Origin of the sequence: Flavobacterium sp. (assembly GCF_044341265.1) — a bacterium.
GTDB lineage: Bacteria > Bacteroidota > Bacteroidia > Flavobacteriales > Flavobacteriaceae > Flavobacterium.
Genome location: NZ_JBIISA010000021.1, coordinates 19,452 through 40,129, shown reverse-complemented (window position 1 = coordinate 40,129; position 20,678 = coordinate 19,452). Strand labels below are relative to the sequence as shown.

The window sequence follows — 20,678 nt, the reverse complement described above, 5'->3', positions numbered from 1 at the left end:
TCAAAATTCAAAAAATCAAATGCTTTTGAATTATAAAATTACATTACAAAAATAGTACTTTTGTGATGTGAAAACACATGATACATACATAAAACGCTGCATCGAATTAGCCAAAAATGGTTTGGGTACAACTTATCCAAATCCTTTGGTTGGAAGTGTAATTGTATATAATAATGAAATTATTAGTGAAGGTTGGCACAGAAAATCAGGCGAACCGCATGCAGAAGTAAATGCTATAAATTCTGTAAAAGACAAATCATTACTATCTAAATCAACTATTTATGTAAGTTTAGAACCTTGCAGCCATTTTGGAAAAACACCGCCATGTTGCGATTTAATTATTGCCAATAAAATTCCAAATGTAGTTATTGGAACCATAGATCCATTTGCAAAAGTCGCAGGAACTGGAATCAAAAAGCTAATCGAAGCTGGAAAAAATGTTACTGTAGGAATTCTTGAAGACGAATGTAACGAACTAAACAAATGCTTTTTTACTTTTCACAAAAAAAAACGACCTTACATTATCTTGAAATGGGCAGAAAGCCAAGACGGATTTATAGCTCCATTAACAAAAGAAAAAAAAGAACCAGTTTGGATAACCAACGAATTTGCACGACAATTGGTTCATAAATGGCGCAGTGAAGAACAAGCAATTCTTGTTGGAACCAATACTGTTATAGAAGATAATCCAAGTTTGACAACTAGAGATTGGTCTGGAAATCATCCTATTAGAATAGTTTTAGACCAAAATAATAGAATTTCAAAAGAAAGTCATATCTTTGATAATCAAGTAAAATCCATTACGATAACTAAAGAGAATATCAATTTTAATAATAATATTGCTCTTGAAATTACCGATTTCTTATTTAATGAAGGAATTCAATCGGTAATTATTGAAGGTGGAAGACAAACTTTGCAGACGTTTATTGATGCAAACATTTGGGACGAAGCGCGAGTTTTTAGAGGTGAAATTTATTTTAAATCAGGAACCAAAGCGCCAACTATTTCTGGAGAAAATAGTAAAAAAGAGAAAATTTTAAATGACGAACTTTTAACATTTTTCAATTATGATTGATACAATAATTTTTGATTTTGGTGATATTTTTATCAATTTAGAAAAACAGGCTCAAATTGAAGCATTCAAAAAATTAGGTTTAAACGAACCTAAACCTGAACTGATTGAAATAAATGACTTATTTGAAAAGGGAAAAGTAACAGAATTAGAATTCATTCAGTCGTTTCATCAATTTATTCCTAATGCATCTTTAGAAGAAATTAGAGGAGCATGGAATACCATAATTGGAGAATTTCCATTATATAGATTGGAGTTTTTACAAATGCTTTCCTATAAAAAATACAAATTGTTTCTACTAACAAATACAGATGAAATTCACATAAGTAGATTTGAACACAATGTTGGAGTTTCTTTTTTCAGTGATTTCTATCAATGTTTTGAAAAAGTTTTTTACTCGTATGAAATGGGAATGAGAAAACCCGATCCTGCCATTTTTACAACCATAATGAGTAAATACGATTTATCTCCTAAACGCACTCTATTTGTAGATGATAAAAAAGTAAATACCGATGCAGCAGCTAGTTTAGGACTTCACGTATGGAATCTAGAAGTTGGAAAAGAAGATGTTGTAGACTTGTTCAATCAAAAACATTTGCCGCTTTAAGTTTTGAACGATACCTACAAAACCATTGCCACATCATCTGAAGAAATTTTATTTAAAGAAAAAAATAGCAAGTTTTTTGGCTACGCATTTCCTGTAACTTCTGAAGAAGAAATCAAAAATCATTTAGACATCTTACGAAAGCAACATTATGGCGCAGTACATTTTTGCTATGCTTTTCAAATTGGAACCGATAAAATTCAATATAGAGCCAATGATGATGGCGAACCAAGTAATACTGCTGGAGCACCAATTTATGGACAAATTCAATCTTTTGGACTAACTAATATATTAATTGTAGTAGTTCGATTTTTTGGCGGAATTAAATTAGGTGTTGGCGGATTGATTTCAGCATACAGAACTTCAGCTCAAATGGCATTGGAAGCATCAGAAATTATTGAAAAAACAATTAACATACATTATACAGTATCCTTTGATTACAAAAACATGAATAAAGTAATGCGAGTAATTAAAGAAAAAAATCTTGAAATAATTTCACAAAACATGAACGAAAGTTGCGAAATTGAAATTGCAACACGCAAAAAAAATGCCGAACAAATTGTCGACATTTTTAATAATTTATTTGAAATTGAGATAAAATTAAAAGACTAAACTTCTGCTTTTAAAATATCTAAAATGTAGCTTGGTGGAACAATAGGTTTTCCATTTTTTATGTCCACAAAAACGAGTATAAAATGAGCAGTTGTTAACAACTCTTCGTTTTCACTGCGGATTTCACAATCAAATTCAATCTTTACACCACTATATTTCTTCAACTTCGTATTGATTGTTAACATATCATCATAACGAGCTGGTTTTTTGTAATTCAAATGCATTGAAACTATAGGTAAGGCTATTCCGCTTTCTTCTAATGCTTTGTACGAAACGCCTTTATTTCTAAGCCATTCCACTCTTCCTATTTCAAAATAAGGCACATAACTGCCATGATATACTACTCCCATTTGGTCGGTTTCGCCATATCTAACTCTAACTTGTACTTCGTGTCCGTTCATCTATTTTTTTTGCTTTTAATCTAAATTTAAAATACTCATTACAACAAAATTTTTAAAAAATCAATACCATATTATTTTTTTTTAAAGAAATTTGTTCACATATTTGTTAACCCAAAAAACACGAAGAAAATCTCCTTTTTTTTTGTAAGAGAACCTTTAATTAAATTAGTAATTTTAACAATAATATGAACAAAACTGCGCAATCGGTATGGGAAAACTGTCTGTCATTTATAAAAGACAATATTCAAGAGCAAGCATACAAAACTTGGTTTGAACCTATTAAGTCAGTTGAACTTTCTGATAACGCATTGTACATTCAAGTTCCAAGTAAATTCTTTTACGAATGGCTAGAGGAACATTATGTGAAATTACTAAAAGTTGCCCTAACCAAAGAACTTGGAAAAAACGCAAAGTTACTCTATAAAATTAAAATGGAAAACACTTATGGCAATAAACAACCTTTTACGGAACAATTGCCATCTGCTCACCGTGGTCCAATAAAATCACAAGATGTTGACGCTCCTTTTAAAAATCTAAACCCAGAACTTAAAAATCCATTTGTGATTCCTGGAATTAGAAACTTAAAAATTGAGTCTCAACTTAACCCAAATTATAGTTTTGATAATTTCTTAGAAGGTGATTCTAACAGATTAGCTCGTTCAGCTGGTATGGCAGTTGCCAACAAACCTGGAGGAACTTCATTCAATCCACTGTTAATTTTTGGTGGTGTTGGACTAGGAAAAACTCACTTAGCGCATGCTATTGGTGTTGAAATTAAAGATAAATATCCTGAAAAAACCGTGTTGTATATTTCTGCCGAAGTATTCACACAACAATATATAGATTCTGTTAAGAAAAATAATCGTAATGATTTTATTCATTTTTATCAATTGATAGATGTGTTAATTATTGATGACGTTCAATTCTTATCAGGAAAATCAGGTACGCAAGATGTGTTTTTCCATATTTTTAATTATTTACATCAAAATGGAAAACAAGTAATTCTTACTTCAGACAAAGCTCCTGTTGATATGCAAGATATCGAACAACGTTTGTTGTCTCGTTTCAAATGGGGATTATCTGCCGAATTACACCAACCTGACTACGAAACAAGAGTTTCTATTTTGAACAACATACTTTATCGTGATGGTGTTGAAATGCCAAACGAAATTGTAGAATATGTTGCACAAAACATAAAATCTAATGTACGTGAACTTGAAGGCGCAATTATTTCTTTAATCGCACAATCATCTTTCAATAAAAAAGAAGTTACTCTCGAATTAGCGAAAAGCATTGTAGAGAAATTTGTTAAAAATGTAAAACGTGAAATATCAATCGACTATATCCAAAAAGTAGTTTCTGATTATTTCCAATTGGATTTAGATACTTTACAATCTAAAACTAGAAAACGTCATGTGGTTCAAGCAAGACAATTGGCTATGTTTTTTGCAAAGAAATTTACTAAAGCCTCTTTAGCAAATATTGGTTCTCAAATTGGAGACAGAGATCACGCTACTGTTTTACACGCCTGCAAAACAGTTGACAACTTGGTTTCAACCGATAAGCAATTCAAAAAATTTGTTGAAGATATTCACAAAAAATTATCATTATAGCAATCAGCTTTTCTTACTTTTGCATTTGAAAGTAAAAACTGAAACTTAATACTATGTCCGTTAAAATTTTAATGGTTTGCTTAGGCAATATCTGTCGTTCACCATTGGCAGAAGGACTTTTAGCAGCTAAACTTCCTAAAGACAAATTCCTGGTAGATTCTGCCGGAACTGGTCATTGGCATGTTGGAAAACAACCAGATGAGCGCTCTATAGCTACAGCTAAAAAAAACGGACTGGATATATCCAAACAAAGAGGTAAACATTTTACTCCTAAACACTTTGAAGAATTTGATTACATCTATGTTATGGATGGTTCAAATTATGACGATGTTGTCTTTATGGCTAAAACCGAAGAAGACAAAAATAAAGTACAACTTATTTTAGACGAATTATTTCCTGGTGATAATGTTGACGTGCCAGACCCATATTATGGTTTACAAAACGGATTTGATATGGTTTACGAAATGCTTGATGAAGCTACGGATTTATTAGCAAAAAAATTAATAGCAAAACATTCCTAATGAAGCCAGTAAACTTAAAAGGTATTTTATATTTAATTCCTACAACACTTGGCGAAAGCAATCCGCATGATGTTTTGCCTCAAACAGTTAAAAGAGCCATCGAATTTATAGATTGCTATATTGTTGAGAATGAAAAAACTGCACGTAGGTTTATAAAAAGTATTTACCCAGAAAAAGTACAATCCTCTCTAATAATTAGTTCTTTAAACAAACACACCGAAGTTTCTGAACACAACGAAATGATTCAGCCTTGTTTACAAGGAATCAATGTTGGATTAATGAGCGAAGCTGGTTGTCCTGGTGTAGCTGATCCTGGTGCTGCAATTGTTAAACTAGCTCATGAAAAAGGAATTCAAGTAGTTCCTTTAGTTGGGCCATCCTCCATTTTATTAGCTATGATGGGTAGCGGAATGAATGGACAAAGTTTTGCTTTTAATGGTTATTTACCTATTGACAAATCTGATAAAAAATCGGCTTTGAAAAATTTTGAAAAACTTTCTTTTGATAAAAACCAATCGCAAATTTTTATTGAAACACCTTATAGAAACAATAAGTTATTAGAAGATTTTCTCCAAACATTACAACCCAACACTCATTTGTGTATTGCTGCAGATATAACACTTCCAACAGAATACATCAAAACAATGAAAGTTTCAGAATGGAAAAAAGCAACCATTGATTTACACAATCGACCGACTATATTTATTATACATAAATCATATTAAATAAAAAAGCCATCAGAATTTGATGGCTTTTTTATTATATAACTTTTAACTATTTTGTCACTTTAGGACTACTTTCAGGTTTGATATTATGAGTTTCATAACCACCAAACTCTTTCATATACGACTTTACTGAAGTTCCGTAATTGTCTTTACATTTTTTTCTTCCGTTAGATTCTAGGAACTTTCTAACAGAACCTGCTCCACCTAAATGAGCTGCAGCTAAAATTCCTGATTCAGTAATTCTTACTCCATCAATCATTTTACCTCTATATTCTTTTATCACTTCTCTTAATTCCCATTTGTTCTTTTTTAACAACGCGATAAAAGCTTTTTCTTGCATTTTGTGACTTCTCAAAAACAGCATGCTATCTTTAATTCCGATTGAAGCTAATGTTGATTTACCAAATTGGTATTTACCTAAATATCCTAAAGAATTAACTTTACTATATTTTCCTTGAGATTCTTTGAAAGCGATAGCTTCTTTAAATCCAATAAAATATTTTCCGGTAAAAGGTATAGAAGTATTGATATAATCTGATGGTTTTTCTGAAGGAAATTGATATAACAATTCTTCATTTTCGTCTACATAAAACCAGTTATGATTGAAAGATTCTATAGGTTTAAAAGCGGAGCTTATAAATCCAATTAACACAACGATTCCTATGTAAAACGACCATCTATTTATCATAAATTGTAATTTCCAAGTGCTGTCACCATCTTGATATTGACGGTGCAAATGTACAACTTATTTTTAAATAAAATTGAAAATCAAGCAGTTAAAGTTTTCTAAAAGTAAAAACCACGCCATTTAACTCCTTGTGAACCACTGATTTCAATCGTTGGAGCTGGAATTTTGATAGCGTTAAAAATCGAAAAAAAAGTCTTTAAAAAAGCTGATTTCGTCTCAATTTTTGTCAAATCTGCATCCAAACTTAGGTAAAATTGTCGCTCTCTTTTCGAAAAAGGAAGGTTTAAATCAGCTACTGTTTCACTTCTTCCAGCTATCATCCCATCTGCACCATAACCTGCAGCCAAATTTAACCATTTGGGCAATTTAGAAGATTTAAAAAATGAATGCAAATTCACTGATAGCCAATACGTTTGACCATTGTAATCTTTAAAAATCTCTTCAGAAAGTGAACTACCCAACACATTTGGACGCAAGGAAGCATATTTTGTAGTTTGAAATGAAAATTTCGGCACAATGCGTTGCTCCTTCCATAATAATTCTTGAGAAACATATAGAGCAGTTCCTCCAGCATTAGCAATTAAATCTCCTGAAGATGCACCCCATTCTTGCGAAAAGCCATCAAAAACCTCAACTGCTGTTAAAAAAGCAAAACCAACAGTTGCGCCATATACTAATTGACTTTTTCTATCACATCCACTCCATTTCAAAGCATTTGCACCATAGCTTCCTAGATGATAAGCCGAAAAAACATGTCCAGCTTTATCCATTTGAAGCCATTCATCATTATCATTAATAAAATGAAAGTCAGATTTTGGGTAATCTGCATACCAAAGTTGATTAAGACCTACCAAAGCACTAGAGACTAAAACAGTTTCAGAGATAATAACTCCGTTGAGACGTTTTTTATTTAAAGAATCGGAAGGTTTGAAAAAATTATTGAAGTCACTCTGAGAAAATCCGAAGTTGAATTTTAACAGAAGTAAAAGCAATAGTATTAAAGGTGATTTTTTCAACACTTATCGGTTGGTTCCTGTAGTATTCAACCAATCAGCATACTTCTTTGCATTAACTTGATGCTGAGGATAAGTTGAAGCAAATTCATGATATCCAAAACGTTCAACACTTGCACAAAAGTAGATATAGTCATGCTTCTCTGCATTTAAGACAGCATCGATAGCATTAATATCTGGTTGAGCAATTGGTCCTGGAGGCAAACCAATATTAACATAAGTATTATAAGCTGATGAAATGGTCAAATCACCGTAAAGAACTCTTTTTATAACTTGATCAAAATCATTATCTCTAAGTTTTAGTGAATAAATTACCGTTGGATCTGCTTGCAAAGGCATACCTTGAGTAATTCGATTCAAATAAGCACCAGCAACTCTTGGACGTTCATCTTTTTTAACAGTTTCTTTATGCACAATTGAAGCTAAAGTAATCACTTGCTCTGGAGTCATTCCTAATTCTTCAGCTTTAGCTAAACGATCTTTATTCCAAAATTTCTTGTACTCATCAAGCATTTTATCTCGGAATTTTTCAGCAGATGTATTCCAATAAAATTCATACGAATTTGGAAGAAACATACACAAAACATTCTCTTTTGTAAAACCATTTTTCTTTAAAAAAATGCTATCTCTAAAAGCTGTCATCAATCCTAAAGAATCCGCCTCAATTTCAGAACCAATTCTTTGAGCCACGTTTTCTAATCGCTCTTGATTGTTAAAAGCAATTTTTACAGGTAAATTTCTTCTTAAAGAAGCTATCAAACCAAAGTTGCCCATTCCTTTTTTAAACAAAAACCTACCTGGTTTAACATTGTCATCATATTTTCTCAAACTAGCCATAAGATCAAAACCACTCATACTTTCAACATATGGTGAAACGATTCGTTTAACGTCTTCATAATTGGAACCTGTTGGAATTTCAACATAGAGTTCATCTTTAGAGAATTTAGTATTAGAAGAGAAAAACTTCACATAAACAATAGTAGCGACAACTAGAAAAAGAGCCGTTCCAATTCCTAAAATGGTTTTTAATTTTTTGTTCAAAACAATATTTTTTTAATGTTGATGATTGATTAACTGAAAAAGAGCTTCGTCATGAAAGGCATTATTGTGATAAATCCAATCTTTCTTCACTCCTATTTTCTGAAATCCAAAAGTAGTAAAAAGGTTTAAACTTGCTTCATTATCCATTCCAATATTTGCATAAAGTTGGTGCAATTGTAATTGTTTGAAACTATAATCAATTAATAAACTAAGCGCTTCTTTACCTATTCCGTTACCACGATTAGTTTCATTTTGAATTAAAATTCCAATTCCTGCACGATTATTTACAGGATCAAAATCGAATAAATCTATTAATCCAATAGCTTCAAAAGTGTCATTTTTACATATTGCAAGGCGTAATTGTTTGGCTTCATAAATATCTTGATGTGCATTTTCAAGATATTGACGAATTAAAAACTTACTGTAAGGCGTTTGCGTATTGCTCACATTCCAAATCGATTCGTCGTTTTCTATTTGATAGACAAACTCCAAATCTTCTGGTTCGAGTGCTCTTAAGAATATATTTTTACCTTTTAATGTAATCATGAAACTTTTTTTATTTACCAAATAATCTAACTAAAATAACAATAAGTAAAAATATAATTGCAAGTGGTAAAATTATATACATTTCTAAAGATTTATACATACTGAAATAATCTTTTTTAGAAAAGCCATCTTTATCTGAATTAAATTTTGAAAACAATAATAAACAACAAACTACAAGGAGTAAAACTAAAGTTGTTAAATCTACACTCTGCATGTAATTAAATTAATATTTCTCCTTCAAAAACAAAAGTCGCTGGTCCAATTAAAAAAACTTTTTCAAAACCTTTGTCTGATTTTTCAAATGTAACTTTTAACTTTCCGCCTTCTACATTTATATCAATTGAATTTGAATTGGTTTTTCCGATTACATTCATAGCAATTGCTGTTGCTGTTGCTCCTGTTCCACAAGATAATGTTTCATCTTCAACGCCACGTTCATAAGTTCTTAGTCGGAAATGATTATCTGAAATTTGATTAACAAAATTCACATTGCTTCCAACTTTTCCATACAAATCAGAATATCTGATTTCGGCACCATTATCTTTTACATTATAGTGTTCTAAATCATTTACCAAAGTTACATGATGTGGTGATCCTGTATTTAAAAAAACATATTCTGAATCGATTTTCACCTCATCAACATCTTTCATTTGAAGTGAAACAATTCCATTTTTGTCAATTGTTGCATGATGCAAACCATCAGTTGCTATGAAAGTCGCCTCATTATTTATAACATTCAAACTTTTAGCAAAAGCTACCAAACATCGTCCGCCATTACCACACATCGAGCTTTCATTTCCGTCAGAATTGTAGTAAACCATCCTAAAATCTGTCGAATTGTCATTTTCTAAAAGAATTAAACCATCAGCACCAATACCAAAACGTCTGTCGCAAAGACGTTCAATCAGTTTGGTATCGTTTTTGGGAAAGAAATTTTGACGATTATCAATCATCACAAAATCATTTCCTGTTCCTTGATATTTGTAAAATTTGAGTTGCATTTTTATTTTTGTATTCCACAAAGTTACAAATATTAATGATACGTTAAAGATTGTTAAACGAGCGTTAAACTGATTTTATAAAAATAATAAATTACTAATTTTGATGTTAAATGATTTAAAACAATTTAAAAAATGAAAAGATTATCAAGTTTATTTTTAGTGTCTTTGTTAAGCGGTGCTACAACACTAGGTGCTTATAAATTATTTATTGAAAAAGATGTCAATGGAAATTCAATTGTTACACAAGCTCCAAATTCCTTCGGAAGAACCGTTGGAATGGGTGCCGAAAATATTGATTTTACTTCGGCTGCAGAAAATGCAGTTCACACGGTTGTTCACGTAAAAAATGTTTCTGTTAGAACAGTTTACAACCCAATTATGGAATTTTTCTACGGTTCACGAGGAGGACAACAACAAGAACAAATTGGAACAGGTTCTGGAGTTATTATTTCTGAAGACGGCTATATTGTTACCAATAATCACGTGATTAAAGATGCTTCTGAATTGGAGGTTACTTTGAATAACAACAAAGTTTACAAAGCAAAATTAATTGGAACCGATTCTAAAATGGATATCGCTTTATTAAAAATCGATGCTGATGGAAAATTACCTTATTCAACATTTGCCGATTCAGATCAAGTGAAAGTTGGAGAATGGGTTTTAGCAGTTGGAAATCCATACAATTTGAATTCGACTGTTACAGCTGGAATTGTTTCTGCGAAAGCTAGAAATTTGGATACCAAAGGAATTCAATCGTTTATTCAAACGGATGCTGCTGTAAATCCAGGAAATTCTGGTGGTGCTTTAGTCAACACTCGTGGAGAATTGATTGGGATTAATACAATGATTTCTTCTCCAACAGGAAGTTATGCTGGATATTCATTTGCAGTTCCATCAAATATTACACGCAAAATCATTGAAGACATTATGGAATTTGGAAATGTTCAAAGAGGAATTCTTGGTGTTGAAGGAAGTGAATTGACTGGAAATTATTCTAAAGAATTAGGAATTAAAGATACTGAAGGATTCTATATTAATAAAGTAAATAAAAATTCTGGTGCGGAAAAAGCAGGTTTGAAAAAAGGTGATATCATCAAAAAATTAGACAATCAGAAAATTTCATCTTATGCTGAATTATCTGGATTTATCAATACAAAACGTCCGAATGATAAGGTAAATGTGACTTATGAAAGAGACGGACAAACCAAAGTTGTTCCTGTAGTTTTGGTAAAAAACGATATCATTCAAACTGATTTTAAAGGTTTAGAATTAGAAAATTTATCAGATGCTGATAAGAAAAATTTCAGAATTGACTACGGTGTAAAAATCAAAGAAGTAAGTAACCAAAGACTTTTACCTTACAAAGACGAATTAGAAGGAAGCATCATTTTAGACATCAATGGAGTAAATGCATCCGATGTAGAAACGGTATCGAGAGCAACCAACAACGCTAATGAAAGTCAAGGAACTAGTGTCAAATTAATGACAAAAAATGGTCAAGTAATGCGCATCATCATCTAAATATAATGTAATAAAAGGTGAAAAACCATTCTGTTTTATTCAGAATGGTTTTTTTATTTAAAAAAAGTTTGAAATAATTTTACGAAAACGTTATAGTTGATTACTTTTGCACGGAAATTTATTTTTAACAACACAACTAATCAATTTTTCTCAAAATGAACAAAAACGCATTATACGAAAAAGAGCTTTCTTTTCAAGCTGACAGACGAAAGGCTGGTGTAGAATTTATTAAAATCATTAGTGATTTATGGTATGACAAATCCATCGAATTGGTATTCTTTAGAAATCAATTAATTGATAGAAACGTTAGCGATATTATGAATCTTCATGAATATGCTGGTGAATTCGTTCAAAAACCAATTAATGTTTTTGATTCTGTTGAAATTGCTCGTGCTATTGAAAATTTAGATTTACCACCATCAAGAATAGATATTGGAAAACTGACTTATGAATATCATTTAGAAGACAATAAATACCACGATGCACGTGCGTTTGTGATTGACAAATTAAAAGACGCAAAAAATTCGCAAGAAATTAAACCTAAAGATGTAGTTCTTTATGGATTTGGTAGAATTGGAAGATTATTGGCTCGTGAAATGATGAGTAAAATTGGAAAAGGACAACAATTACGTCTAAGAGCAATTGTAACTCGTGATAGAAATGACGCACAATCTTTAGAAAAAAGAGCTTCGTTATTGAGATATGATTCGGTTCATGGCGATTTTGAAGGTTCTGTAAATGCTGATACTGAAAATGATGCTTTAATCATCAACGGAACAACAGTTCACATTATTACAGCCAATTCTCCAGAAGAAATTGATTACACTAAATACGGAATTGAAGATGCTTTAGTAATTGATAACACTGGTGTTTTCACAACTGAAGAAGCATTACAAAGACATTTAGTTTCTAAAGGAGTTGATAAAGTTTTATTGACTGCTCCTGGAAAAGGTGTTCCGAATATTGTTTACGGAGTAAATCATAATGATTATAATCCTGATACTGTAAATATTTTCTCGGCTGCGTCTTGTACAACAAATGCAATTACACCAATTTTAAAAGCAGTGGAAGATACGCTTGGAGTTGTAAAAGGTCACTTAGAAACTATTCATGCTTATACCAACGACCAAAACTTGGTAGACAATATGCACAAAAAATACCGTCGTGGTAGAGCAGCTGCTTTAAACATGGTAATTACAGAAACCGGAGCTGGAAGTGCTGTTGCAAAAGCATTACCTAATTTGGCAGGAAAATTAACTTCCAATGCTATTCGTGTTCCTGTTCCAAATGGTTCACTTGTAGTTTTGAATCTTGAAGTTGGTAAAGAAACTTCTGTTGAAGAGATAAACAATATTATGAAAAAATATGCTTTAGAAGGTGAACTTGTAGAGCAAATTAAATATTCTTTAAACAACGAATTAGTTTCTTCTGACATTGTTGGAACATCGGCACCATCTATTTATGATAGCAATGCGACAATTGTTTCTGGCGACGGAAAAAACATTGTTCTATATGTTTGGTACGATAACGAATATGGTTATAGCCACCAAGTTATAAGACTTGCAAAATATATTTCTAAAGTAAGACGTTATACTTACTATTAGTAGATTATTAATTCGAAATTAAATTCCGTTTCATTGCTTTGAAACGGAATTTTTTTGTTTTCAAAATAAAAATATACTATTTCAATTCCCATTTTATAGAGTTTACTTCAACAAATACTTGACTTCTTTGATTTTTTAATTAATTTTTGATTAATTTTTGAAATAAATGTCACTACTTTCCAATAATTATGATATTTTAGCGTTTTTAAAATGTAACCCAAATTTACATCTATGAATAAATCCTTGTTTGTATTGCTATTATTGGCACAATTTTCTTTTGGCCAAGAAAAATCAAAAGTTACCACTTATAAGTATGGCTACAATGGCATGGAGCTAATTGTAAAAAACAATAGTGGAAATATGATTGTTGTAAGCACCTTTAATTCTAAAAAAGAACTTAAAGAAGAAATCGCACAAAAAGTTTATCAGCAATTTAAAGAAAGTAAATTAGTAACTGGTGATACATTAAAAATACAAGGTGACAACGCAATTGTAACTGGAAAATGTTTCATCCTACAAAAAGGAAAGTTAACTACACTTAACTTTTATTATGAAACTGTAGAATGGGATTCAGGTTTGACCGAAATTTATAAAAATATATAATTAAAAAAGCTCCTAAAATTTAGGAGCTTTTTTTTGCAAAAATAAATTACTAACCAATTATGCGTTGGCAGCAATTAAGTTTAAAGCCGATCCAGCTACAAACCAACCAATTTGGCTTTCGTTGTAAGTGTGATTTGCTAGAATTATATCTTTTGAACCATCAGCGTGAACGAATTCTAACGTTAATGGCTTTCCTGGTGCAAATTCTGTTAAGTCTAAGAAATTGATAGTATCATTCTCTTGGATTTTATCATAATCTGCTTCGTTAGCGAAAGTTAATGCTAACATTCCTTGTTTTTTCAAGTTAGTTTCGTGAATACGAGCAAAAGATTTTACCAAAACCGCTTTTACTCCAAGGAAACGAGGTTCCATCGCAGCGTGCTCTCTTGAAGAACCTTCACCGTAATTTTGATCACCAACAACAATTGAAGGAACTCCAGCCGCTTTATAAGCTCTTGCTACAGCAGGAACAGCAGCGTATTCTCCTGTTAATTGATTTTTAACTTTATTAGCTTCTTGATTGTAAGCATTTACAGCACCAATCAACATATTATTTGAAATATTATCTAAATGTCCTCTGAAACGTAACCATGGTCCAGCCATAGAAATGTGATCTGTAGTACATTTTCCGAAAGCTTTGATAAGTAATTTTGCTCCTGAAATGTTTTTTCCATCCCATGCATCAAATGGTGCTAAAAGTTGTAATCTATCTGATGTTGGAGATACCACAACAGAAACATTACTTCCATCTGCAGCTGGCGCTTGAAAACCTGCGTCTTCTACATCAAAACCTCTTTTTGGAAGTTCATCACCTGTAGGAGGATTTAATTTTACAGCTTCACCTTTATCATTCAATAAAGTATCTGTTATTGGATTGAAAGACAAATCACCTGAAATCGCTAAGGCAGCTACCATTTCTGGAGAAGTTACAAAAGCATGTGTGTTTGGGTTTCCGTCAGCACGTTTTGAGAAATTTCTGTTGAACGAGTGAACGATGGTATTTTTTTCTCCTTTATCTGCTCCTTCTCTATCCCATTGTCCGATACATGGTCCGCAAGCATTAGTAAATACTTTAGTTCCCATTTTTTCGAAAGTTGCGATGATTCCATCTCTTTCAATAGTATAACGAATTTGCTCAGAACCTGGATTGATTCCGAATTCTGCTTTTGGAGAAATTCCGTGAGCAACAGCTTGTTCAACGATTGAAGCAGCACGCGCCATATCTTCGTATGATGAGTTGGTACAAGAACCAATTAAACCCCATTCTACTTTTAAAGGCCAACCATTTTTAGTTGCTTCCTCTTTCATTTTAGAAACAGGCGTTCCTCTATCTGGAGTGAAAGGTCCATTAATGTGTGGTTCTAATTCAGATAAGTTAATTTCGATTAATTCATCAAAATATTGACTTGGATTAGCATAAACTTCAGCATCACCTGTTAAATAATCCGCTACTTTATCTGCTGCATCAACTACATCTTGACGACCAGTTGCTGCTAAATATCTTCTCATTGAATCATCGTATCCAAAAGTTGAAGTCGTTGCTCCAATTTCTGCTCCCATGTTACAGATTGTTCCTTTTCCAGTACAAGACATATTGATTGCGCCTTCACCAAAGTATTCTACAATAGCTCCAGTTCCACCTTTTACAGTAAGAATATCAGCTACTTTTAGAATCACGTCTTTTGGAGCTGTCCAACCGTTTAATTTTCCTGTCAATTTAACACCGATAAGTTTAGGAAATTTTAATTCCCAAGACATTCCTGACATTACATCAACCGCATCAGCACCACCAACACCAATTGCTAACATACCTAATCCACCAGCATTTACTGTATGTGAATCGGTTCCAATCATCATTCCACCTGGGAATGCATAATTTTCTAAAACAATTTGGTGAATAATTCCAGAACCTGGTTTCCAGAAACCAATTCCGTATTTGTTTGAAACAGAAGAAAGAAAATCAAAAACTTCTTTTGATTGTGAATTTGCTACAGCTAAATCGGTTGTAGCACCAACTTTTGCTTGAATCAAGTGATCACAGTGAACTGTTGTTGGAACAGCAACTGTTTTCTTTCCTGCGTGCATAAATTGTAATAATGCCATTTGAGCTGTTGCATCTTGACAAGCAACTCTATCTGGAGCAAAATCAACATAATCTTTTCCTCTTGAAAAAGCTTGAGAAGGCGTTCCTTCCCATAAATGTGAATATAAAATCTTTTCAGAAAGTGTTAACGGACGTCCAACTAATTCACGTGCTTTATCCACACGTTCTGCCATTGTTCCGTACACTTTTTTAATCATTTCGATATCAAAAGCCATAATGTAATAGGTTTATTTATTTGCAACGCAAATTTACGAAAACGTTGTACCATTAAAAAATTTTTAGTCAAATATCTTTATTGAAAGAAATAATTTGCGAAAACGAGAATTTGGCTATACATTTTTTATCAAAATCGCATTTTAAAGAAGAAAAATTGATGATTGTTAAATTTTAGAATAAAAAAAACTCCTAACAAATTCAATTCATTAGGAGTTTAAATATTTTTATAAAACTTACATCAACTTACTTATAATTACTTCTTCTGTAATCCCTTCGGCATCGGCTTTGTAATTTTTGATAATTCTGTGTCTTAATATTCCTGTTGCAACTGCTTTTACATCTTCAATATCTGGAGAGAATTTTCCGTTGAATGCTGCGTTGGCTTTGGCTGCCAAAATTAAATTTTGAGAAGCTCTTGGTCCTGCACCCCAATCTAAATAATTATTTACATAATCAGTTGCTAATGGTGAATTTGGACGCGTTTTTCCAACTAAAGTTACTGCATATTCAATAACATTATCTGCAACAGGAATTCTACGAATTAAATGTTGGAAGTCGATAATTTCTTGAGCAGAAAACAAAGGATTTATAGTTGGTTTTGCGTCAGAAGTGGTGCTTTTTACTACTTCAACTTCTTCTGCAAACGATGGATAATCTAACTTTATAGCAAACATAAAACGGTCTAATTGCGCTTCTGGCAAAGGATAGGTTCCTTCTTGCTCAATTGGGTTTTGGGTTGCTAAAACAAAATAAGGCAAATCTAATTTATAGTTATGCCCTGCAATAGTTACCGAACGTTCTTGCATCGCTTCCAATAAAGCGGCTTGCGTTTTTGGTGGCGTTCTGTTAATCTCATCTGCTAAAATGATATTAGAAAAAACTGGTCCTTTGATGAATTTAAACTGACGGTTTTCATCTAAAATTTCACTTCCTAAAATATCAGATGGCATCAAATCTGGTGTAAACTGAATTCTTTTGAAATTCAATCCTAAAGCTTGAGAAATAGTATTGACCATTAAGGTTTTTGCCAAACCAGGAACTCCAACAAGCAAAGCGTGTCCACCTGAAAAAATACTCAATAATATCTGGTCAACAACATCGTCTTGACCAACAATTATTTTGGAAATTTCTTTTTTAAGTTCGAGCCTTTTCTGAACTAAATTCTGTATCGCTGTAACGTCTGACATATTTAATATTAGATTTTAGATATTAGATTTTAGATGTTTTTATCCATCCAAATCCAAAGTATACTATTATTTTTTCAACCAATTATTTGTAAAAGTACAATCTTTGTACTCACCATTAATTTTGATGTAGGTTTCTTTTACCTTTTCATCTGTCCATTTTGCAATGGCATTGATTTGCTTTTCTTTAAGAGCTAACTCTTTAATTTTGATAAAATCTTTACTAAAATCGGCAGTATGCTCTTCAATTTTATTGGTAACCATTATAATCTTATAACGCTTTCCAGCTTTCGCATCTTCATCTAAAATAACTGAAGAAATTTCGCCACTTTTCAAATTAGAAACTTGACCATAAATAACTGGATCCATATTGGTCAATTCAAAATGCGTATCTTGAGTTTTTGGGTTAACTAACGTTCCTCCATTAGCACGAGTTTCTTTCTCATCAGACATCGTTCTTGCTGCTTCTGCAAAAGTAATTTCTTTAGCCAATATTCTAGTTCTTAGCAATTCGATTTTATCTTTTGCCTCTTTTAGTGCATCATAAGATACTTTTGGCATCATCAAAATATGTCGTAATTCTAAATCTTGACCTTTTACTTTTTCCAAATAAATAATGTGAAAACCAAACTCAGTTTCAAAAGGTTCTGATATTTCACCTTCTTGTAATGAGAAAGCAACGTCTTTAAACTCTTTTACGAAAGGTGTTTTCTTGTTGATTTTATAGAAACCTCCACTAGATCGCGAACCAGGATCTTCTGTATACAATACGGCTTTGGTTGTAAAACTTGCACCTTCTTGCACTTGTTTCTTAATTTCTTTCAATCGATCAATAACCACTTGTTTTTCAGCTTGAGAAACTTTTGGTGCGATAACGATTTGTGCAATTTCAAGCTCAGCACCCAACATTGGACGTTCTGATTCTGGAATTTTCTTGAAAAAATTTCTAGTTTCTTCAGGTGTAATTTGAATAGGATCAATAATTTTCTTCTGCATTTCAGCAGCTAATTTTTGTTGTTTCAAGATTTCAAAAAGTTCAGTTTTGAACTCGTCTTCGTTATTCTTTTTGAAATATTTTACCACATTTTCCATAGACTTAAGTTGTTCAACCATATAGTCTATTTGTTGATTCATTTTTTCTTTTACTTCTTCGTCTTTTACAACAATAGAATCTTGAATGGCTTGATGCGCATACAATTTGTCTTCAAGAAGTTTACCCAACATTTGGCATCTAGTAATGTCTTTTACAGAACCACCAGAACCTTCAATTTCAAGAAAAGCTTTGTCAATATCAGAATCTAAAACCGTGTAATCTCCAACTGTTGCTACAATTCCATCAACACGCTGACGCTTTTGTTGTGGTGTTGTTGCTTTCTTTTCAGGTTCTTTGTCTTTAATTATCTCTTGTGCGTTTACAGAAAAACCAATTAAAAAAAGGAAAATACCTTGTACAATTTTGTTATTCAATACATTCATCATTACTTCGTTTATTATTTTTTAATTTGTTTTTTTATTGTTTCAAACACGTCTTGATTTACCTTTACAGTAAACTCTTTTTTAAGTTCATCAACCCAATTTTGTTCTAAATATTGCTGATAGTCGTTTACTAATTTGCCTTTACACTCTTCTAATGATTTTGCACCTGCAGGAAGGACTTTATTTACTTTAGTAATAAAATAGTATTCACCTTTATTTGTTATTTCTGAAAGTCCTAATTCCATTTTAGTTCCTTGTGGCAAAGCGCTATCACCTTCTTCATAAGTTCCTTCGTAAAGCATTACGTTTAATACTTCCTCAGTATTAAATTTATCCTTTACATCTTTAGGAGTTTTCCCTTTTTTAAGCATTGCTAAAACCTTGTTCATAGTTTCTTTATCTCTTGAAGAATAAATTTCACTAGTCACACGAGCTTTCCATTGGTATTTATTTTTTTGAGTTTCGTAGAATGCTTTCAATCCAACAGAATCTGTTTTAGAACGTTGCCAAATTTCTTTATCCATTAAATCAAATAATAATAATCCATCACGATATTCTTCCATAACAGATGCAAATTCAGGAAACTCATTTTCTAAATTCTCATTATTATATTGATTACGGTGCTCATCAGCAAAATTTTCAAATAACTTTTCAACTAATTTTTCTATTGGTTTAATAGCTATTCCTGATTTTTGTTGAGAATATATGTAATCTAAAAATGTTGTTCCTGTTAGATTTCTTGTTCCAACATTGAAAAGTGTTGCAGAATATTTTTTTGCATCAGCTGGCAAGCTCCATTTTGCTTCATAAAAATCGTCAGTTACTAATTTTACAATAGAACTATACAATTTAGCATCTCTTTTTACTGGATATTTTTTTCTTAATTTTTCAGTTAAAGAATTTGTAATCAATCTAGAACGATCGTCTTTACCAATTTTGTTTTCTAATTCGATTCTAGAATCCTCGTAAGATTTTATTGGAAATTTTTCGATTAATTTTACAATATGCCAACCAAATTGAGTTTCAAAAGGCTCAGAAACAGGATTCTCTTTTGTTAATGAAAAAGCTTTATTTTCAAATTCTTCAGAACTCAATTGCCCTGAACCAAAACGATTTAAAACACCACCTTTTGAAGCTGATGATTTATCTTCTGAAAATTGCTTAGCTAATTCTTCAAATTTTTCGCCTTGTTGTAGTTTTTTATAAATATCCTCAATAGTAGTTTTTGCTGTTGTTACTTCTTCATTATCTTTTTGTTTCAAAATCATAATGTGAGCAACTGCTACTTCGCCTCTGTTTGCTCTAACATCATTTATTTTTATCAAATGATATCCAAAACGAGTTCTCACTGGATTAGATACGGTTCCAACAGGAGTATTATAAGCGCCATTTTCAAAAGCGTAAACCATTCTGAAACTTGTAAAATAACCTAGATTTCCTTTATTTTCTTTAGCCGATGGATCTTGAGAAACTTCAGCAGCTACGGTTCCAAAATCTTCACCTTTCATTATTCGCTCTCTAATGGCCTTTGTCTTATTATAAGCAGCTAAAGTATCCGCAGGAGATGCATTTTCATCAACTAAAATTAAAATATGAGACGCATTAACTTCTTTTTGAAGTCTTTTATATCCTTCATCCACCAATTCTTTGGTAACTTTTGAATCGGTTGTATAGTTTTTAGACAATTGAGTTCTATAGGTTTTTAACTCTGACAAATACTGTTGTCCATCTTGAAGTCCTAATTTATTTGCTTTGTTAACTTTAAGCTTATAACCAATATAAAGATCTAAATATTGATTCAAATCTTTTTGAGATTCATCTTTTACTAAATCAAGATTTTTATTATAAACTCTTACAAATTCATCCGTATAATAAGGCTTATCATTGATAGTGAATAAAACTTCTTTGGATTTATTTTGCGCATTTGATGTAAAAGCAAGACACATTATTAATCCTAAAAACAATTGTTTTAACTTCATATTCTGTATTTTAATTAAATAAGTGGTTTTATTAATTTCTATTTTACATGCAATAGCAGCACATACATTACAATCAACAAAAGTAACAAATCGACTGTATTAAACAAGTATAGCACTTACTATTAACAAAATTTTATTAACAGAATAAAAAGGA

At 31.7% G+C, this 20,678-nt stretch carries 19 protein-coding genes; 9 read left to right on the top strand and 10 right to left on the bottom strand.

Translation table 11 applies throughout. From position 1 onward, the window contains the following. Positions 1-67 precede the first annotated feature (67 nt). From ribD to ACIQ06_RS10830, 3 genes are read left to right on the top strand one after another with little or no spacing between them, the layout of a single operon-like run. Positions 68-1,075, top strand: coding sequence for a bifunctional diaminohydroxyphosphoribosylaminopyrimidine deaminase/5-amino-6-(5-phosphoribosylamino)uracil reductase RibD (gene ribD, locus ACIQ06_RS10840; protein WP_396146256.1), 1,008 nt, complete (start codon positions 68-70; stop codon positions 1,073-1,075). Further along, positions 1,068-1,679 (top strand): HAD family hydrolase, encoded by a 612-nt coding sequence (locus ACIQ06_RS10835; RefSeq protein ID WP_396146254.1) that lies wholly within the window; start codon positions 1,068-1,070, stop codon positions 1,677-1,679. Before ribD ends, ACIQ06_RS10835 begins: the two co-directional genes overlap by 8 nt. A 3-nt stretch (positions 1,680-1,682) precedes the next feature. Further along, positions 1,683-2,288, top strand: a complete 606-nt coding sequence (locus ACIQ06_RS10830; protein ID WP_345090166.1) for a YigZ family protein — start codon at positions 1,683-1,685, stop codon at positions 2,286-2,288. Here ACIQ06_RS10830 and ACIQ06_RS10825 read toward each other — a convergent pair. Further along, on the bottom strand, positions 2,285-2,689 hold the full coding sequence (locus ACIQ06_RS10825; RefSeq protein ID WP_396146252.1) for an acyl-CoA thioesterase: 405 nt from the start codon (positions 2,687-2,689) through the stop codon (positions 2,285-2,287). The genes ACIQ06_RS10830 and ACIQ06_RS10825 overlap by 4 nt on opposite strands. 185 nt (positions 2,690-2,874) lie before the next feature. Here ACIQ06_RS10825 and dnaA point away from each other — a divergent pair, with 185 nt between their 5' ends. The 3 genes from dnaA to ACIQ06_RS10810 are packed head-to-tail and all read left to right on the top strand — an operon-like array spanning position 2,875 to position 5,548. Beyond that, positions 2,875-4,302, top strand: a complete 1,428-nt coding sequence (gene dnaA / locus ACIQ06_RS10820) for a chromosomal replication initiator protein DnaA (RefSeq protein ID WP_345090174.1) — start codon at positions 2,875-2,877, stop codon at positions 4,300-4,302. Between the two features lie 53 nt (positions 4,303-4,355). Beyond that, positions 4,356-4,823, top strand: a complete 468-nt coding sequence (locus tag ACIQ06_RS10815) for a low molecular weight protein-tyrosine-phosphatase (protein WP_396146249.1) — start codon at positions 4,356-4,358, stop codon at positions 4,821-4,823. Beyond that, a complete protein-coding gene (locus tag ACIQ06_RS10810; RefSeq protein WP_344815194.1) occupies positions 4,823-5,548 on the top strand; it encodes an SAM-dependent methyltransferase in 726 nt (241 codons plus the stop codon). Before ACIQ06_RS10815 ends, ACIQ06_RS10810 begins: the two co-directional genes overlap by 1 nt. Before the next feature lie 49 nt (positions 5,549-5,597). On the opposite strand, the gene ACIQ06_RS10805 is transcribed toward ACIQ06_RS10810, so the two are convergent. The 5 genes from ACIQ06_RS10805 to dapF form a co-directional block, all read right to left on the bottom strand. Continuing rightward, positions 5,598-6,284, bottom strand: a complete 687-nt coding sequence (locus tag ACIQ06_RS10805; RefSeq protein ID WP_396146247.1) for a peptidoglycan-binding protein LysM — start codon at positions 6,282-6,284, stop codon at positions 5,598-5,600. A 50-nt stretch (positions 6,285-6,334) separates the two neighbouring features. Continuing rightward, positions 6,335-7,252: a DUF2279 domain-containing protein gene (locus tag ACIQ06_RS10800; protein WP_396146245.1), complete on the bottom strand. Its 918-nt coding sequence runs from the start codon at positions 7,250-7,252 to the stop codon at positions 6,335-6,337. Positions 7,253-7,255: 3 nt separating this feature from the next. Beyond that, positions 7,256-8,290, bottom strand: a complete 1,035-nt coding sequence (gene mltG, locus ACIQ06_RS10795; RefSeq protein ID WP_396146243.1) for an endolytic transglycosylase MltG — start codon at positions 8,288-8,290, stop codon at positions 7,256-7,258. Positions 8,291-8,302: 12 nt separating this feature from the next. Continuing rightward, the gene (locus ACIQ06_RS10790; protein ID WP_396146241.1) at positions 8,303-8,836 is read right to left on the bottom strand and encodes a GNAT family N-acetyltransferase; all 534 of its coding nucleotides are present in this window, start codon (positions 8,834-8,836) and stop codon (positions 8,303-8,305) included. A 218-nt stretch (positions 8,837-9,054) separates the two neighbouring features. Next, positions 9,055-9,837 carry a diaminopimelate epimerase gene (gene dapF, locus ACIQ06_RS10785; RefSeq protein ID WP_396146239.1) on the bottom strand — a complete coding sequence of 261 codons (783 nt, stop codon included), beginning with the start codon at positions 9,835-9,837 and terminating at the stop codon, positions 9,055-9,057. A 132-nt stretch (positions 9,838-9,969) separates the two neighbouring features. Between dapF and ACIQ06_RS10780 the strand changes: the two genes are divergently transcribed. The 3 genes from ACIQ06_RS10780 to ACIQ06_RS10770 all read left to right on the top strand — a co-directional run bounded on the left by ACIQ06_RS10780 (position 9,970) and on the right by ACIQ06_RS10770 (position 13,565). Further along, on the top strand, positions 9,970-11,358 hold the full coding sequence (locus ACIQ06_RS10780; RefSeq protein ID WP_396146237.1) for a trypsin-like peptidase domain-containing protein: 1,389 nt from the start codon (positions 9,970-9,972) through the stop codon (positions 11,356-11,358). 155 nt (positions 11,359-11,513) lie between these two features. Further along, a complete protein-coding gene (locus tag ACIQ06_RS10775) occupies positions 11,514-12,962 on the top strand; it encodes a glyceraldehyde-3-phosphate dehydrogenase (RefSeq protein ID WP_396146235.1) in 1,449 nt (482 codons plus the stop codon). 231 nt (positions 12,963-13,193) lie between these two features. After that, entirely contained in the window at positions 13,194-13,565 is a 372-nt protein-coding gene (locus ACIQ06_RS10770) for a hypothetical protein (protein WP_396146233.1), read from the top strand. Positions 13,566-13,622: 57 nt separating this feature from the next. Here ACIQ06_RS10770 and ACIQ06_RS10765 read toward each other — a convergent pair whose 3' ends face one another. The 4 genes from ACIQ06_RS10765 to ACIQ06_RS10750 all read right to left on the bottom strand — a co-directional run bounded on the left by ACIQ06_RS10765 (position 13,623) and on the right by ACIQ06_RS10750 (position 20,524). Then, positions 13,623-15,884, bottom strand: a complete 2,262-nt coding sequence (locus ACIQ06_RS10765; protein WP_396146231.1) for an aconitate hydratase — start codon at positions 15,882-15,884, stop codon at positions 13,623-13,625. 234 nt (positions 15,885-16,118) lie between these two features. Continuing rightward, a complete protein-coding gene (locus tag ACIQ06_RS10760; protein WP_396146229.1) occupies positions 16,119-17,072 on the bottom strand; it encodes an AAA family ATPase in 954 nt (317 codons plus the stop codon). Between the two features lie 66 nt (positions 17,073-17,138). Beyond that, a complete protein-coding gene (locus ACIQ06_RS10755) occupies positions 17,139-18,545 on the bottom strand; it encodes a peptidylprolyl isomerase (RefSeq protein WP_396146277.1) in 1,407 nt (468 codons plus the stop codon). A 14-nt stretch (positions 18,546-18,559) separates the two neighbouring features. Next, positions 18,560-20,524, bottom strand: a complete 1,965-nt coding sequence (locus ACIQ06_RS10750) for a peptidylprolyl isomerase (protein ID WP_396146227.1) — start codon at positions 20,522-20,524, stop codon at positions 18,560-18,562. Positions 20,525-20,678: the final 154 nt, after the last annotated feature.